This is a genomic window from Kushneria pakistanensis, assembly GCF_014652795.1.
In the GTDB taxonomy this organism is placed as follows: domain Bacteria; phylum Pseudomonadota; class Gammaproteobacteria; order Pseudomonadales; family Halomonadaceae; genus Kushneria; species Kushneria pakistanensis.
Genome location: NZ_BMZM01000001.1, coordinates 715,431 through 729,514 on the forward strand (window position 1 = coordinate 715,431; position 14,084 = coordinate 729,514).

Annotated in this window: 10 protein-coding genes and 2 tRNA genes; 11 read left to right on the forward strand and 1 reads right to left on the reverse strand. The window is 56.3% G+C overall.

What is annotated here, in order from left to right; translation table 11 throughout:
* Positions 1-66 precede the first annotated feature (66 nt).
* A tRNA-Ala gene (locus IE123_RS03225) sits at positions 67-142 on the forward strand.
* A 7-nt stretch (positions 143-149) separates the two neighbouring features.
* Positions 150-225: transfer RNA gene (locus IE123_RS03230), tRNA-Glu, on the forward strand.
* Between the two features lie 462 nt (positions 226-687).
* Here IE123_RS03230 and gltA read toward each other — a convergent pair.
* Positions 688-1,977 (reverse strand): citrate synthase, encoded by a 1,290-nt coding sequence (gene gltA, locus IE123_RS03235; protein ID WP_189515027.1) that lies wholly within the window; start codon positions 1,975-1,977, stop codon positions 688-690.
* A gap of 402 nt (positions 1,978-2,379) precedes the next feature.
* Here gltA and sdhC point away from each other — a divergent pair, with 402 nt between their 5' ends.
* The 9 genes from sdhC (at position 2,380) to sucD (ending at position 14,079) form a co-directional block, all read left to right on the forward strand.
* Positions 2,380-2,760, forward strand: coding sequence for a succinate dehydrogenase, cytochrome b556 subunit (gene sdhC / locus IE123_RS03240; RefSeq protein ID WP_229819561.1), 381 nt, complete (start codon positions 2,380-2,382; stop codon positions 2,758-2,760).
* Positions 2,754-3,101 (forward strand): succinate dehydrogenase, hydrophobic membrane anchor protein, encoded by a 348-nt coding sequence (gene sdhD, locus IE123_RS03245; protein ID WP_189515031.1) that lies wholly within the window; start codon positions 2,754-2,756, stop codon positions 3,099-3,101. Before sdhC ends, sdhD begins: the two co-directional genes overlap by 7 nt.
* A gap of 1 nt (position 3,102) precedes the next feature.
* Positions 3,103-4,875, forward strand: a complete 1,773-nt coding sequence (sdhA, locus tag IE123_RS03250) for a succinate dehydrogenase flavoprotein subunit (protein ID WP_189515033.1) — start codon at positions 3,103-3,105, stop codon at positions 4,873-4,875.
* A 16-nt stretch (positions 4,876-4,891) separates the two neighbouring features.
* Positions 4,892-5,602 (forward strand): succinate dehydrogenase iron-sulfur subunit, encoded by a 711-nt coding sequence (locus tag IE123_RS03255; protein ID WP_189515035.1) that lies wholly within the window; start codon positions 4,892-4,894, stop codon positions 5,600-5,602.
* Positions 5,603-5,814: 212 nt separating this feature from the next.
* Entirely contained in the window at positions 5,815-8,658 is a 2,844-nt protein-coding gene (locus IE123_RS03260) for a 2-oxoglutarate dehydrogenase E1 component (RefSeq protein ID WP_189515037.1), read from the forward strand.
* 73 nt (positions 8,659-8,731) lie between these two features.
* On the forward strand, positions 8,732-10,387 hold the full coding sequence (gene odhB, locus IE123_RS03265; RefSeq protein WP_189515039.1) for a 2-oxoglutarate dehydrogenase complex dihydrolipoyllysine-residue succinyltransferase: 1,656 nt from the start codon (positions 8,732-8,734) through the stop codon (positions 10,385-10,387).
* Positions 10,388-10,484: 97 nt separating this feature from the next.
* Complete coding sequence (lpdA, locus tag IE123_RS03270; protein WP_189515041.1) at positions 10,485-11,921, forward strand: dihydrolipoyl dehydrogenase; 1,437 nt, start codon at positions 10,485-10,487, stop codon at positions 11,919-11,921.
* Positions 11,922-12,040: 119 nt separating this feature from the next.
* Complete coding sequence (gene sucC / locus IE123_RS03275; protein WP_189515043.1) at positions 12,041-13,207, forward strand: ADP-forming succinate--CoA ligase subunit beta; 1,167 nt, start codon at positions 12,041-12,043, stop codon at positions 13,205-13,207.
* Positions 13,207-14,079 (forward strand): succinate--CoA ligase subunit alpha, encoded by an 873-nt coding sequence (sucD, locus tag IE123_RS03280; protein WP_189515045.1) that lies wholly within the window; start codon positions 13,207-13,209, stop codon positions 14,077-14,079. Before sucC ends, sucD begins: the two co-directional genes overlap by 1 nt.
* Positions 14,080-14,084: the final 5 nt, after the last annotated feature.

A 14,084-nucleotide genomic window follows, 5' to 3' on the forward strand; every position in this document is an offset into this window, starting at 1 on the left:
TCGTCATATCCATCAGTAAGATACGCCCCGTTCCTGACCGCAGTCCTCTGCACAGGTCGGGGCATTGGGGCCTTAGCTCAGCTGGGAGAGCGCGACACTGGCAGTGTCGAGGTCAGCGGTTCGATCCCGCTAGGCTCCACCACCTTTACGTCCCATTCGTCTAGTGGTCCAGGACACCGCCCTTTCACGGCGGTAACAGGGGTTCGAACCCCCTATGGGACGCCATTTCCTGCCTGAAGTATTTCAGCCCTTTATCACGTCACATGTCGCGATAAATTCGTTCCCGATGCCGTCAAATTTTTGTGCATCAGGGACTTGACACCATTCCAGATTGTCCACTGATTTTGGCTTTTACTGATCTGTCTTTCGAACAGCTTCAGGAAAAGCGCCTATCTCATTGTTTTTATAAAAAACTCTTTATATTCAGTGGCTTATGGTTGGTTAAAAAATATCCAATCTGTCTGGAGCGCCCTGAATATGGCGATTTTGAGACCTTCTTCATACGTTATAAACAGGCTTATCCACAGATTGTGTGGACAATGAATGGTGCTTTTCGCAGTGGTGATATTCAATCTGATGTCAAGATATAAAAAGCATCAGAGGAGGGGGATAAAACACTTCGCAAGCCAGTCCAGTGCGCATAAAAAAGGCCGTTAATGACGGCCTTTTTGCGTTCCGGGCAATCGCTTACTGATGACCGGGATAATCCCTTTGCGTGTAGCCCTTGTAGAGCTGTCTGGGACGGCCGATGCGGGTCCCGTTGGTAATCATCTCATTCCAGTGCGAAATCCAGCCCGTCGTACGTGCCACGGCAAAGATGACGGTGAACATGTTCTTTGGAATGCCCAGCGCGCGCAGGATGATGCCGGAGTAAAAGTCGACATTGGGGTAAAGCTTGCGCTCGATAAAGTAATCGTCTTCCAGCGCAATCTGCTCAAGGCGCTTGGCAATCTTGAGCTGGGGGTCATCGCCCATGCCCAGTTCTTCAAGCACTTCATCACAGGTTTCCTTCATGACCTTGGCACGCGGATCGAAGTTTCGATATACCCGGTGGCCAAAGCCCATGAGACGGAAAGCGTCCTGCTTGTTCTTGGCGCGATCCACAAAGCGCTGAATGTTCTCTTCGGACTCGTCACCGATTTCAGCCAGCATGTCGAGCACCGCTTCGTTGGCGCCGCCGTGTGCCGGCCCCCAAAGGGCTGCGATGCCAGCGCTAATGCAGGCAAACGGGTTGGCGCCGGTAGAGCCTGCCAGGCGCACCGTTGAGGTCGAGGCGTTCTGCTCATGATCGGCATGAAGCATGAAGATACGGTCCATGGCCTTGGCGGCCACCGGATTGATCCTGTATTCCTCGCAGGGGTTGCTGAACATCATGTAGAGAAAGTTTTCAGCGTAATCAAGATCATTGCGGGGATAAACGAAGGGCTGGCCGATGTTGTACTTGTAGCACATGGCAGCCAGCGTCGGCATCTTGGCGATCAGGCGGATGGCCGAAACCTGGCGGTCATGGTCCTGGGTAATATCCAGATTGTCATGATAGAAGGCTGACAGGGCACCCGCTACGCCACACAGTACTGCCATGGGGTGAGCATCGCGCCGGAAACCCTTGAAAAAGTTGACGATCTGCTCGTGCACCATGGTGTGGCGCGAGACGCTTTGTCTAAAGGCCTTGTAGGCTTCGTCGTCAGGGATTTCACCATTGAGCAGTAGATAGCTCAGCTTGGTATGGTTGGAGTGTGTGGCCAGCTGTTCGATGGGATAGCCGCGATGAAGCAATACGCCGTTGGCACCATCGATATAGGTAATTTCGGACTCGCATGATGCGGTTGAAACAAAGCCGGGGTCATAAGTGAAGTAACCGTGGTCTATCAGGCCGCGGACATCAATCACATCAGGACCCGTCGTGCCCGAATAGATAGGCAGCTCGACGGGAGTCTCCAGGCCGTCGATGGTCAGTTGCGCCTTCCTGTCAGCCATAAGGCCTCCTCGAATTATATAAAGTACTGTTCTATCAGGTATGTCCGCCAAATCTTGAGGGCCCACTATTGAGCGGGTGCGACAGTTTGTCAATTCAATGCATGCCCGGGCCCGAGCATGATGTATTTATTTCATGTAGCCGTAACAAAAAGCTTTTTTTAATGTGCATACGGCACGAATATAGCCCGTTTTTGCTCGAGTTTTGAGCTTTCCAAACGTTTACAAAAATATGCGTCAATTTGTCATCCGCAGGGCGGGGACATATAATCAGTGGCCGCGCGACGGGCGATCCATCGCCTGTCCAGGCGACCTGACCTGATGATAATCGAATCCTACCAAAAACTGCCCGTGGTCTATTCATGCGGGCCGGGAGAGAAAAGCGCCGTGAAGAGTCAACGACCCTTGTCGACTGCCAAGCGTCCGGTGAATCTGGACCTTTCAAGTATCCAGTTTCCCCTGCCAGCCCTTGTATCCATTTCGCACCGTGTATCAGGCATTTTGCTGTTTATCGGCCTGCTCTTTCTGATGTGGGCCTTTCAGGTGTCCCTGTCTTCTCCTGCCGGGTTCGAGGCCGTCCGAGAGGAAATGGCCCATGGCTTTCTGGCCAGGCTGGTCCTGTGGGGGCTCTTGTCGGCACTGGGCTTTCATCTTGTAGCAGGCGTGCGTCACCTCATCATGGACATGGGGCATGGCGAAACACTTGAAGGCGGCCAGCGTGGGGCACAGCTGACCATCATCATCAGCGCATTACTGGTTGTTATGGCAGGAGTCTGGGTATGGTAACCAACATTTTGAATCCGGGTCGCAATGGCGTGGCCGACTGGATGATCCAGCGTGCTTCTGCCGTTATTCTGGGGCTCTACACCATCTTTATGGTGGCGTATCTGATGTTCAACCCTGATCTGGATTATGCCGCCTGGTCAGGCCTTTTCAGTCATCTCTGGATGAAGGTATTCACGCTGCTGGCGCTTCTTTCCATTGCCGCCCACACCTGGGTAGGCCTCTGGATCGTGGCTACCGACTACATCAAGCCCGCTGCCATTCGTTTTGGCACGCTGCTATTCGTCATCCTGGCCCTGTTTGTGTTCGTGGTCTGGGGTGTGCAGGTTATCTGGGGAGTTTGACATGACACAGTTACGTACCCTGACCTTTGACGCCATCATCATTGGTGGTGGCGGTTCCGGCCTGCGTGCAGCACTGCAGCTGGCACAGTCCGGTAAACAGACAGCGGTGCTGTCAAAGGTTTTTCCCACACGCTCCCACACCGTTTCCGCTCAGGGCGGTATCACCTGTGCCATCGGCAGTGCCGACCCGAACGATGACTGGCGCTGGCACATGTATGACACCGTCAAGGGGTCTGACTACATCGGTGATCAGGACGCCATCGAGTATATGTGCAACGAAGGGCCCAAGGCCGTCTTCGAGCTTGAGCACATGGGGTTACCGTTTTCCCGTTTTGACAATGGCCGTATCTATCAGCGCCCCTTCGGTGGGCAGTCCAAGGACTACGGCAAGGGTGGTCAGGCGGCCAGAACCTGTGCGGCAGCAGACCGGACCGGCCATGCCCTGTTGCATACCCTTTATCAGAATAACCTGAAAAACAATACGGTCTTTCTCAACGAGTGGTACGCCGTTGATCTGGTGCGCAACGCCAACAACGATGTGGTAGGCGTTATCGCCATCTGCATGGAAACCGGCGAAACCGTGATGATCAAGGCCAAGGCCACCGTACTGGCAACAGGCGGAGCGGGGCGTATCTTTGCCTCCACGACCAATGCCCTGATCAATACCGGTGACGGTATCGGCATGGCTCTGCGGGCCGGCTTCCCGGTGCAGGACATTGAAATGTGGCAGTTCCATCCGACCGGCATTTATGGCGCCGGTACGCTGGTCACGGAAGGCTGTCGTGGTGAAGGCGGCTACCTGATCAACAAGGATGGCGAGCGGTTCATGGAGCGTTACGCCCCCAATGCCAAGGACCTTGCCGGTCGTGACGTTGTGGCGCGTTCCATGGTGCTTGAAGTACTGGAAGGTCGCGGCTGTGGCGAAAATGGCGATCACGTCATGCTCAAGCTCGATCACCTGGGCGAAGACGTCCTCATGAAACGTCTGCCCGGTATTGTTGAGCTTTCTCGCACCTTTGCGCATGTCGATCCGGTCAAGGAACCGATTCCGGTCGTGCCAACCTGTCACTACATGATGGGCGGTATTCCGACCAATGTGCATGGTCAGGCACTGACGGTTGATGCCGACGGCAACGATCAGGTCATCAATGGTCTTTTCGCCTGTGGTGAAGTGGCCTGTGTATCCGTCCACGGCAGTAATCGTCTGGGTGGCAACTCGCTGCTGGATCTGGTGGTCTTTGGTCGTGCTGCCGGCATGCACATCGAGGAAACCCTTAATCAGGGCATCGAGTACCTGGAAGCCTCGCAGTCGGATATCGACGGTGCCATGGCGCGTCTGAATCGCTGGAACGAATCGGGCAATGGCGAAACGGTGCCCGAGCTCAAGCGCGATCTGCAGACCATCATGCAAAACAACTTTGGTGTTTTCCGCAAGGAAGACAACATGCAGGAAGGCGTAAGAAAACTTGAGGACCTGCGCGAGCGTATTGCCAATGCCTGGCTGCCTGACAAGTCAGACATGTTCAATACCGCCCGTATCGAGGCCCTTGAACTGGACAACCTGATGGAAGTCGCCGAGGCCACCGCCATTGCGGCCCTTGAAAGACGCGAGAGTCGTGGTGCTCACTCGCGTGAGGACTACCCCGATCGTGACGATGAAAACTGGCTGAAACACTCGATCTATCATCCGACGGAAAAAACGCTGACACAGCGTGATGTCAATTTTTCTCCAAAGACCGTCGACACGTTCCAGCCCAAAGTTCGTACCTATTGATGAGGGGATGATCCATATGTCGACATTACAGGTCTCCGTTTACCGCTATAACCCTGAAAACGACGATGCGCCCTGGATGCAGGACTTCGAGATCGATACGCAGGGTCGCGATCTGATGGTGCTCAACGTACTGCAGATGATCAAAGAGCAGGACAGCTCACTGGTATATCGCGCCAGCTGCCGTGAAGGTGTCTGCGGCTCTGACGGCATGAACATGAACGGCAAGAACGGTCTTTCATGCGTGACGCCGCTGTCGGAGGTTGTCAAAGACAACCGACTGGTGCTGCGTCCATTGCCGGGTCTGCCCGTCATCCGTGATCTGATCATCGACATGTCACTGTTTTACAAGCAGTACGAGCGTATTCAGCCTTACCTGCAAAATGACGAACGTCCGCCGGCCATTGAACGCCTGCAGTCGCCGGAAGACCGTGACAAGCTTGATGGTCTTTACGAGTGCATTCTGTGTGCCTGCTGTTCGACGTCCTGCCCATCGTTTTGGTGGAATCCGGACAAGTTCGTGGGGCCTGCCGGTCTTTTGCAGGCGTATCGTTTCCTGGCTGACTCCCGTGATACGCATACCCAGGATCGCCTGTCAGAACTGGATGATCCGTTCAGCGTATTCAGGTGTCGCGGCATCATGAACTGTGTCAACGTTTGTCCCAAGGGGCTCAACCCGACCCGGGCCATTGGCAAGATCCGTGAAATGCTGGTGCGCAATACCGCGTGATATACGGTTTTTGCTTAATATGACAGGCCTTGCTTGTTATCATTGAGTACCTGCTGTCGCCCTGCGGGGCGGCAGCATAAAGTCGAGTACGAGCTTCGACACTGGCCCGGTTGATTGGGTCAATGGTTATACAGCGCGATTCGTGATTTACATCAAGGTGGTCGCAACGACTGCGATCACTGACCCCACCCCAGACCCAGGGTGATCGAGCGATGCAAGAAGGCATAATGGAGTTGATGTGGCGTACCTCGCACATGAGCGGGAGCAACGCCCATTACGTTGAAGAGCTTTACGAACAGTACCTTTCCGATCCTCAGTCTGTCCCCGATGAGTGGCGACAGTACTTTGATAGCCTCCCCGGCTATGATGGTGGCCCCTCCCGGGACGTTCCCCTTGCCCCGATTCGCGATCAGTTCTATCACCTCGCCCGTGAGCGTCGTTCACTGGCGCCAGTGGCGTCAGGTGCTGCTGAAAATGAAGAAGCCAATCGCAAGCAGGTTCGCGTTCTTCAGTTGATTAACGCCTACCGGTTCAGAGGCCATCAAAAGGCCAATATTGATCCGTTGGGGCTGCGGGTTGCAGAAACCGTTCCCGATCTCGAGCTCTCCTTTCACCAGCTCTCCGATGCCGACATGGATACCGAGTTTCAGACCGGCTCCCTGTTCATAGGCAAGGACAGCGCGCCGCTGAAAGAGATCATTGAGGCGCTTGAGCAGACCTACTGTCGCTCGATTGGCTGCGAGTTCATGCATATCGTCAATACCGAGGAAAAGCGCTGGCTTGAGCAGCGGTTCGAATCGGTACGTTCCAGACCCGACTACTCGGCCGATATACGCAAGCATGTACTGGAGCGTCTGACGGCTGCAGAAGGGCTGGAGAATTATCTTGCCAGCCGGTATCCGGGCACCAAGCGTTTTGGCCTGGAAGGTGGTGAAAGCTTTATTCCGATGGTGGATGAGCTGATCCAGCGCTCGGGCAACTACGGCGTGCGCGAGGTCGTGATCGGCATGGCGCACCGTGGCCGTCTCAATCTTCTGGTCAACATTCTGGGCAAGAGCCCGAGTGAGCTGATCGACGAGTTCGATGGCAAGAAGATGATCGAGCATGGCTCTGGTGACGTGAAATACCACCAGGGTTTCAGCTCCAATGTCATGACGCCGGGTGGTGAAGTGCATCTGGCGCTGGCCTTTAACCCGTCCCACCTCGAGATCGTGACCCCGGTTGTTGAAGGCTCGGTACGTGCGCGCCAGGACCGTCGTGAAGACACCGAAGGCGATCAGGTATTGCCGCTGGTGGTGCATGGCGATGCTGCGGTGGCAGGACAGGGCGTCATCATGGAAACCTTCCAGATGTCGCAGCTGCGTGGCTACAAGACAGGTGGCACGGTTCACATCGTCATCAACAACCAGGTCGGGTTCACGACCTCTCGTCGTGATGATGCACGTTCTACCGAGTACTGTACCGATATCGCCAAGATGGTGCAGGCGCCAATCTTCCATGTGAACGGGGATGATCCCGACGCCGTCCTGCATGCCACCCAGGTGGCCATCGACTATCGTCAGCAGTTCAAAAAGGATGTGGTCATCGACCTCATCTGCTATCGCCGTCGCGGTCACAACGAAGCGGACGAACCCTCCGGCACCCAGCCGCTCATGTATCAGAAGATCAAGAGCCATGACAGCTCGCGTACGATCTATGCCCGTCGTCTGGTTGAGGAAGGCGTGCTGGACGAAGACGAGGTGAAGGGGCTGGTCGACGGCTATCGGGAAGATCTTGATAACGGCAACCACGTGGCCAATGCACTGGTTCAGGAGCCCAACAGCAACCTCTTTGTTGACTGGGCGCCCTATCTGGGGCATCGCTGGACGGGTGAAGCCGATACTTCCTTCGATCTAAAGCGGATGCAGGAACTGGCCACCAAGATGTGCGACATCCCCGATGATGTCGACACACAGCGTCAGGTGGCCAAGGTCTATGAGGACCGCCGCAAGATGGTGGCCGGCAGTCTGGGGATTAACTGGGGCTTCGCCGAAACTCTGGCCTACGCCACGCTGATCGATCAGGGGCATCCGGTACGCCTGACGGGGCAGGATACGGGACGGGGTACCTTCTCCCACCGTCATGCTGTCGTGCATAACCAGAAGGACGGCTCGATATGGACGCCGCTTTGTCATCTCAAGCCCAATCAGCCGAGCTTCAAGATTTATGATTCCTTCCTGTCCGAGGAAGGCGCGATGGCCTTTGAATATGGTTATGCCACGACCACACCCAATGCCCTGATTGCATGGGAAGCGCAGTTTGGTGACTTTGCCAATGGCGCTCAGGTCGTGATCGATCAGTTCATCTCATCGGGCGAAACCAAGTGGGGGCGCCTGTGTGGCCTGACCCTGCTGCTGCCGCATGGCTACGAAGGTCAGGGGCCGGAGCACTCTTCAGCCCGTCTGGAGCGCTTCCTGCAGTTGTGTGCTGAAGAGAACATGCAGGTCTGTGTCCCGACCACCCCGGCGCAGATTTTCCATCTGCTGCGTCGTCAGGTCATTCGTGGGCTACGCAAGCCCTTGATCATCATGTCGCCCAAGAGTCTTTTGCGTCACAAGGATGCAACTTCCACGCTTGAAGACCTGTCCGATGGCCGCTTCCAGATGGTCATTCCCGATCAGGGCAAGCTTGAGGCCGAGCAGGTCAAGCGCGTGATCTTCTGCTCCGGCAAGGTCTACTACGATCTTGCGACATGGCGTGCAGAGAACGAGCGCTTTGACACTGCCATCATTCGTATCGAGCAGCTCTATCCGTTCCCGGAAGAGTCACTCCTTGCTGCCATTGAAAACTATACCAACCTCGAGCGCGTGGTCTGGTGTCAGGAAGAGCCCAAGAACCAGGGTGCGTGGTATCAAAGCCAGCATCACATGCGCAAGGTGGCTGATCAGGTGAGCGCTGGACTGGGCAGCGAACTCGGCTTTGCAGGACGTGCCGAGTCAGCGGCGCCGGCAGCCGGGTACATGGCAGTGCATAGTGAGCAGCAGCGATCGCTGGTGGACAAGGCGTTCAACGGTTGAACGCCTGATCACAGCTCAGGAACATGAGTGCCGCGATTGCCGGCTACCGAGAAGAGGATATTAAGGAATAATCATGGCAACAGACATCAAGGCGCCAAGCTTTCCCGAATCCGTCGCGGAAGGAACCGTGGCTACCTGGCACAAAAAGCCGGGAGACAGTGTTTCTCGTGACGAACTGATCGTTGAAATCGAAACCGACAAGGTGGTGCTTGAGGTAGTGGCGCCCGCAGATGGTACGGTTGAAGAAATTGCTGTTCAGGAAGGTGAAGTCTGCCAGTCTGAACAGGTGCTGGGCCGTCTGGGCGAGGGCGGCAAGTCTGCGGCACAGGGCAGTACTGACAAGGAAGATAGTGCTGACGAGCAGGACAGGGAAGAAGAGGCATCCAGCAGCAAGTCTTCTTCCGACAAGCCTGCCGAAGCCTGTGAAAGCGGTGGCGAAAAGCCGAAAACTTCCGGTGCGTCGGTCGATGTCAAGGCGCCGTCTTTCCCGGAGTCCGTTCAGGAAGGCACTGTTGCCAGCTGGAACAAGAAGGTCGGCGATCCGGTCAAGCGTGATGAAGTACTGGCAGAGATCGAAACCGACAAGGTAGTGCTGGAAGTGGTTGCCCCTTCCGACGGTGCCCTGACCGAAATTCTTGCCGATGAGGGCAGCCAGGTGACCTCGGAGCAGGTACTGGCGCGCTTTGGCGAAGGCAATGGCGATGCTGTCGGTGCTTCTGCCGAGTCCCGCGGAGACGACAGCCAGGCCGAAATTGGCGATGCCAATGCCGAACAGGATGAGAAGGTTGGCGACAAGGTGCTGGCACCGGCAGCACGCAAGCTGGTGGCCGAGCATGACCTTGATGTCAACAGGATTCAGGGTACTGGCAAGGGTGGTCGTATCCTGAAGGAAGACGTACAAAAGGCCGTGGATGCTGGCAGTGCCAAAAAGGGCGGCGGAGACAAGCCCGCCAGTTCCGGCAGCGCTTCAGGTGGCGCAGGGGTAAGTCAGAAGGCCGCCGCACCGGCAACTGCTGCCATTCAGGGTGATCGACCCGAGCAGCGTGTGCCCATGAGCCGCCTGCGTCAGACCATCGCCAAGCGTCTGGTACAGGCGCAACAGACAGCGGCCATGCTGACCACCTATAACGAGGTGGACATGAGCGCGGTCATGGCACTGCGCAGCCAGTACAAGGATGACTTCCAGAAGGCGCACGACGTGAAGCTCGGTTTCATGGGCTTTTTCGTCAAGGCTGCGACCGAAGCCCTTAAGCGCTTCCCGGACGTCAATGCCTCCATTGACGGTACTGACATCGTCTATCACGGCTATCAGGATATTGGCGTTGCCGTATCCACGCCGCGCGGTCTGGTCGTACCGGTACTGCGTGACACGGACTCCATGAAGCTTGCTGATGTCGAAAAGACCATCGGTGACTTCGGCAAGCGTGGCCGTGATGGCAAGCTGGGCATCGAGGACATGCAGGGCGGTACCTTTACCATCACCAATGGCGGCATCTTTGGCTCGCTGATGTCGACGCCCATTCTCAATCCGCCGCAAACGGCCATCCTGGGAATGCACAAGATTCAGGAACGTCCGATGGCGGTCAACGGCAAGGTCGAAATTCGCCCGATGATGTATCTGGCGCTTTCCTACGATCACCGCATGATCGATGGCAAGGATGCGGTTCAGTTCCTCGTGGCCATCAAGAGTCTGCTCGAGGATCCTGCGCGTTTTCTGCTTGACGTCTGAGCTTGTTAATCCCGCCCGGTCCTGTACCGGGCGGGCTGTTTTGTCACGATCGCCAGCCGCGTGCAGGTGATCGAAAATGAACCGTACAGGGATACACATGGCTGACAAATTTGATGTCATCGTGATCGGCGCTGGCCCCGGAGGCTATGTTGCCGCAATTCGTGCTGCCCAGCTGGGCATGAAAGTGGCCTGCGTCGAAAAGTGGGTCAATAAAAGTGGCAAGACCGTACACGGCGGCACCTGTCTGAACGTGGGTTGCATTCCTTCCAAGGCGCTGCTGGAAACGTCTCACAAGTATGTCGAAGCTCGCGACGAATACAGCGATCTGGGCATTGAAGTCAGTGACGTTCAGATGGACGTCAAAAAGATGATGGCTCGCAAGGAAAAGACGGTCGCCAACCTGACCGGCGGTATCAGCGCCCTGTTCAAGGCCAACGGTGTGACCGCTCTTGAAGGTACGGGTCAGCTGCAGCCCGGCAAGAAGGTTGAAGTGACCGATCATGACGGCAATAGCGAGACCTATGAAGCTGAAAACGTCATTATTGCCAGCGGCAGCGTACCGGTTGAAATTCCGCCTGCACCGCTGACCGAAGGCCTGATCGTTGATTCTTCCGGCGCACTGGAATTCCAGGAAGTGCCCAAAAGACTGGGCGTCATCGGTGCCGGCGTTATCGGGCTGGAGCTGGGCAGTGTCTGGAAGCGTCTGGGCAGTGACGTCACGGTTCTTGAAGCCATGGACAGCTTCCTGCCGGTGGTCGATGAACAGATCGCCAAGGAAACCAAAAAGCTGCTTGGCAAGCAGGGCCTTGATATTCGTCTAGGCGCGCGCGTCACTGGCACCGATATCAAGGACAGCGAAGTTGTCGTGAAATACACCGACAGCAACGGTGAGCAGGAGCAGACCTTCGACAAGCTGATCGTTTGCGTTGGTCGTCGTCCCTATACCAAAAATCTGCTGGCCGATGGCACGGGCGTTGAAATAGATGAGCGCGGCTTCATCCAGGTTGACGATACCTGCCAGACCAACGCGCCGGGCGTCTTTGCCATCGGTGACGTGGTGCGCGGTCCGATGCTGGCCCACAAGGGGTCGGAAGAGGGCATGATGGTTGCCGATATCATCCACGGCGAAAAGGCCCAGATGAATTACGACGCCATCCCCAGCGTCATCTACACCTCGCCTGAAGTCGCCTGGGTCGGCATGAGCGAGCAGCAGGCCAAAAAGGAAGGCTTTGAGGTTAAAAGCGGCGTCTTCCCGTTCTCGGCCAGCGGTCGCGCCATGGCCAATAATGCCACCGAAGGCATGGCCAAGGTGGTTACCGATGCCAGTACCGATCGCATTCTGGGCGTCCATATCATCGGCCAGCATGCCGGTGAGCTGATCGCGCAGGGTGTCATTGCAATGGAGTTTGGCTCCAGCGCCGAAGATCTGGCGCTGACCTGCTTTGCCCACCCGACACTTTCCGAGGCCGTGCACGAAGCAGCACTGGCAGTGGAAGGGCATGCCATCCATATGGCGAACCGCAAAAAGCGTTAATGCTTCGACATTGACGTTGAATCTCACTTCGACCGCGGCCGAAGTGAATCGGGATGGGGTGACACGCCTTTGGCTGGCGCCCCATCAATCGAGTCCAATGCAACCAATGGCATGAGACGATGAATCTTCACGAGTATCAGTCAAAACAGTTATTTGCTGATTATGGTCTGCCGGTTTCCAAGGGATACGCGGTAGATAGTCCCGAAGAAGCTGCCAGGGCATGTCAGAAAATTGGCGGGGATCGCTGGGTAGTCAAGGCCCAGGTGCATGCCGGTGGTCGCGGCAAGGCAGGCGGTGTCAAACTGGTAGAAAGCCCGGAAGATGCCAGCGCCTTTGCAGAACAGTGGCTGGGCAAGAACCTGGTGACCTACCAGACAGATGAGAAAGGCCAGCCGGTCACGAAGATTTTGGTCGAAAACTGCACCGATATCGCCACCGAGCTGTATCTGGGCGCCGTTGTGGACCGCGGTTCGCGTCGTATCGTGTTCATGGCATCTACTGAAGGTGGTGTCGAGATCGAGAAGGTGGCTGAAGAGACACCTGAAAAGATTCTCAAGGCCGAAATCGATCCGCTGGTCGGGCCGCAGCCCTATCAGGCGCGTGAGCTGGCGTTCCAGCTGGGCCTGAACAAGGACCAGATCAAGCAGTTCACCAAAATCTTCCTGGGTCTGGCCAAGATGTTTGCCGACAAGGATTTCGCGCTGCTGGAGATCAACCCGCTGGTCATTACCGAAAGCGGCGATCTGCACTGCCTGGATGCCAAGATCAACCTGGACAGCAATGCGCTGTATCGTCATCCCGATCTCGAAGAGATGCGTGACCCCAGCCAGGAAGATGAGCGCGAAGCCAACGCCCAGAAGTGGGAGCTCAACTATGTGGCGCTGGATGGCAACATCGGCTGCATGGTCAACGGCGCAGGCCTTGCCATGGGCACCATGGATATCATCAAGCTTTCCGGTGGACAGCCGGCCAACTTCCTTGATGTCGGCGGCGGCGCGACCAAGGAGCGTGTGGCTGAAGCGTTCAAGATCATTCTGTCGGATACCTCAGTGAAGGCCGTTCTGGTCAACATCTTTGGCGGTATCGTACGTTGCGACATGATTGCTGAAGGCATCATGGGCGCGGTAGAGCAGGTTGGCGTCAACGTGCCCGTCGTGGTTCGTCTTGAAGGCAACAATGCCGAGCTGGGTACGCAAAAGCTTGCCGAAAGCGGCCTCAACATTATTGCAGCAACCAGCCTGACCGATGCGGCGCAACAGGTGGTTAAAGCAGCGGAGGGCAAATAATGAGTATCCTGATTGACAAGAATACCAAGGTAATCTGCCAGGGCTTTACCGGCGGTCAGGGCACGTTCCATTCGGAACAGGCCATCGAATATGGCACCAACATGGTAGGTGGTGTCACGCCGGGCAAGGGTGGTCAGACCCATCTTGGCCTGCCGGTATTCAATACCGTTCGTGAAGCCGTTGACCAGACAGGCGCTGAAGCAACCGTCATCTATGTTCCGGCAGCGTTTTGCAAGGATTCCATCCTTGAAGCAGCCAATGCAGGGATCAAGCTGATCATCTGCATCACCGAAGGCATCCCGACGCTGGACATGCTTGACGTAAAGGTCAAGTGCGACGAGCTGGGTGTTCGCCTGATCGGTCCCAACTGCCCTGGCGTGATCACGCCCGGCCAGTCCAAGATCGGCATCATGCCCGGCCACATCCACAAGCCCGGCCGGGTGGGTATCGTGTCACGCTCCGGTACGCTGACCTATGAAGCGGTCAAGCAGACGACCGATCACGGTTTTGGTCAGTCTTCCTGTGTTGGCATTGGCGGCGATCCGATCCCTGGGTCCAACTTCATCGATATCCTCGAGATGTTCGAGAAGGATCCGGCAACCGAGGCGATCGTCATGATCGGCGAGATCGGCGGTACGGCTGAAGAGGAAGCAGCTCAGTACATCAAGGAGCACGTGACCAAGCCGGTTGTGGCTTACATCGCTGGTGTTACGGCACCTCCCGGCAAGCGTATGGGCCATGCTGGCGCCATTATTGCCGGCGGCAAGGGCACTGCGGACGACAAGTTCCAGGCGCTTGAGGCCGCAGGCGTTCGTACAGTACGTTCGCTGGCAGAAATCGGTGACAAGCTCAAGGAAGCTACCGGCTGGTAAGGTAG